Origin of the sequence: Microbulbifer mangrovi, from assembly GCF_002009015.1 — a bacterium.
GTDB lineage: Bacteria > Pseudomonadota > Gammaproteobacteria > Pseudomonadales > Cellvibrionaceae > Microbulbifer > Microbulbifer mangrovi.
On sequence record NZ_LZDE01000139.1, the window covers coordinates 1 to 2,763 of the forward strand.

Here is a 2,763-nt window from a genome sequence, read left to right on the forward strand (position 1 = left end):
CGGATGCGCAGCGGCACTGAGCCGGGCAATTCGGTTGTAGCGGGGGACATGATAGTGGGCCGCTAGATTGGAACGCGACTGGATATCAATAATGGGCGTGGAGTTGAGCCCGCTTTACGGCCGCGCGATCTTGATTACCGCAGGCAGGTTGCGCAGCCGTTTCATCACCTGCGCAAGGTGCACCCGGTTGGCCACTTCCAGCGTCAGCGCAATCACACTGTGCTGAGCATCTTTCTCATCTACATGGATCTGCTCGATGCTCGCGCCCTCTTCTGTAATGCGCGTCGCCAAGCGAGCGATGATGCCGCGTTCGGATTCCACCTCCACGCGCACATCGCCGAGGAACTCACCCTTCACATCCGGAGACCAGGCCACCGCCATAATATTCTCCGGATGCTCGCGCAGTTCCGCCGCATTGCGGCAGGTATCCCGGTGCACCACCACACCCTTGCCCGAACTGATATGACCCATGATCGTATCGCCTGGAATCGGACGACAGCAGCGCGCAAAGCTGATCATCATGCCCTCCTGGGCATCGATGGTCAGCGGCGAGGAAATGCTGCTGGCCTCGGTTTCCATGGTGCCTGGTGGGATCAGCAGCTTGGCCGCAGAAAACGCCGCGCGGTTACCCAGCCCGATCTCTTCCAGCAGATTATCCAGGCTATCGCACCTTGCCTCACGCACACCGCGCGCGATCTGCTCCTCCGAAAGATCAGTAAGTTTCAGTCGGAACTTCACCAGCGCCTTTTCCAGCAAACGCTGGCCCAGCGCAATGGAATCGTGGTGACGCTGATGCTTCAGGTAGTGGCGGATAGCGCTGCGTGCTTTCGCAGTCACCACAAAATTGAGCCAGTTCGGGTTCGGCTGCACATTCTTGCTGGTAAGGATTTCCACTTTCTGGCCACTTTCCAGCGGCTGTGACAGTGGCGCCAGGCGCTGGTTGATACGCACCGCCACACAGGAATTGCCCACATCGGTGTGCACCGAATAGGCAAAGTCCACTGCGGTGGCGCCGGCGGGCAGATCGATGATCTTGCCCTTGGGCGTAAATACGTACACCTCGTCAGGGAACAGATCGATCTTCACGTTCTCGATAAATTCCAGCGAGTCGCCGGCGCGCTGCTGCATTTCCAGCAGTCCCTGTACCCAGCGGCGCGCGCGCACCTGGCTGGTACCGCCGGTATTCAGCACCTCGTCACCGGAGGACTTGTACAGCCAGTGGGCAGCAATACCGCTGTTGGCCATCTCGTCCATTTCCTTGGTGCGGATCTGAACCTCGATCGGCACGCCGTGCATGCCCAGCAGAACCGTGTGCAGTGACTGGTAACCGTTGGACTTGGGGATCGCGATATAGTCCTTGAACTCGCTGATCACCGGCTTGTAGAGGTTGTGGATAACTCCGAAGGTACGGTAGCAGGTGTCCACGCTGTCCACGATGATACGGAAAGCGTACACATCCATGATTTCGCGGAACGATTTCTTCTTCGAGCGCATCTTCTGGTAGATGCTGTACAGGTGCTTTTCGCGGCCGATGACCAGCGCATCGATCTTTTCCCGCTCCAGGCGCAGCTCGATGGCGTTCTGGATCTTTTCCAGCAGTTCCTTGCGGTTGCCGCGGGCTGCGACCAGGGCGGCGCGCAAGCGGCTGGCGCGTAGCGGGTAGATGGCAAAGAAAGCGCGGTCTTCGAACTCGATCCGTACATCGTTCATACCCAGGCGATTGGCGATGGGCGCGTAGATCTCGAGCGTCTCGCGGGCAATGCGCGCGCGCTTTTCCGGCTTCAGTGAACCGAGGGTGCGCATGTTGTGCAGGCGGTCGGCCAGCTTGACCAGGATGACGCGGATGTCCCGCGCCATGGCCAGGGCCATTTTCTGGAAGTTTTCCGCCTGCTTTTCCGCGGGGCTATCGGTCTCAAACTGGGTCAGCTTGGAGACCCCGTCCACCAGATCCGCTATCTCCTCCCCGAACTGCTCCGCCAGCGCGGCCTTGGGTATGCCGGTATCCTCGATCACGTCGTGGAGCATGGCCGCAGCCAGGCTCTGGGCGTCCATGTGCATGCCGGCCAGTATCGTGGCAACTGCGAGGGGGTGGGTGATATAAGGTTCGCCGGAACGCCGTTTCTGGCCTTCATGCGCCTGCTCCGCGTAGAAATAGGCGCGGCGGACGAACTGGATCTGGTCGGAGGGAAGGTAGGACGAGAGGCGATGGGCCAGACTGTCTATGGTGTGCAAAGCCGCGCTCGCCTCTTAAATTTCCAGCAATTCCTGCATCGGTCGAAAAATCGGGATTACATATCCTGTTCGGACAGGAATACCGGTGCCGGTGCGGCGTGCTGTACCGGCTCTTCTTCCGGCTCGTCGAGGATGCTGGCGTCAACAAAGCCTTCTTCGATCTCGCGCAGGGCAATCACGGTGGGCTTGTCATTCTCTTCCGCAACCATCGGGTCACGGCCGCCGGTGGCGATCTGGCGGGCGCGTTTGCTGCCGACGATAACCAGCTCAAAGCGGTTGTCTACGTGGTCGAGGCAATCTTCAACGGTAATACGTGCCATAAAATTTCTGTTCCAGTGTGAGTTCGCCCGGCCGGGCGAGATTGGCAAATTCTGTTGTCCGACCGGCTGGCCATTGCCGCGGACGGACCTAGAGTGACTATTCTACCGGACCGCGCGGTGTACGCAAATCGATCAGTGACTACAACGCGCAAATTTTGACGCGAAGGTGGCGATGTCGGGGGTGGCGGTGTGAGACCTTCGAAAAAAGGGA

At 59.4% G+C, this 2,763-nt stretch carries 2 protein-coding genes; both read right to left on the reverse strand.

The window, feature by feature from the left end:
• Positions 1-114: 114 nt before the first annotated feature.
• Complete coding sequence (locus B4U49_RS00810; protein WP_078082704.1) at positions 115-2,232, reverse strand: RelA/SpoT family protein; 2,118 nt, start codon at positions 2,230-2,232, stop codon at positions 115-117.
• A 56-nt stretch (positions 2,233-2,288) separates the two neighbouring features.
• Positions 2,289-2,552: a DNA-directed RNA polymerase subunit omega gene (gene rpoZ / locus B4U49_RS00815; protein ID WP_078082705.1), complete on the reverse strand. Its 264-nt coding sequence runs from the start codon at positions 2,550-2,552 to the stop codon at positions 2,289-2,291.
• Positions 2,553-2,763: the final 211 nt, after the last annotated feature.

Bases quoted from the DNA above. Each gene is read 5' to 3' on its own strand.
- rpoZ (WP_078082705.1), bottom strand. From the start codon at position 2,552: ATGGCACGTATTACCGTTGAAGATTGCCTCGACCACGTAGACAACCGC.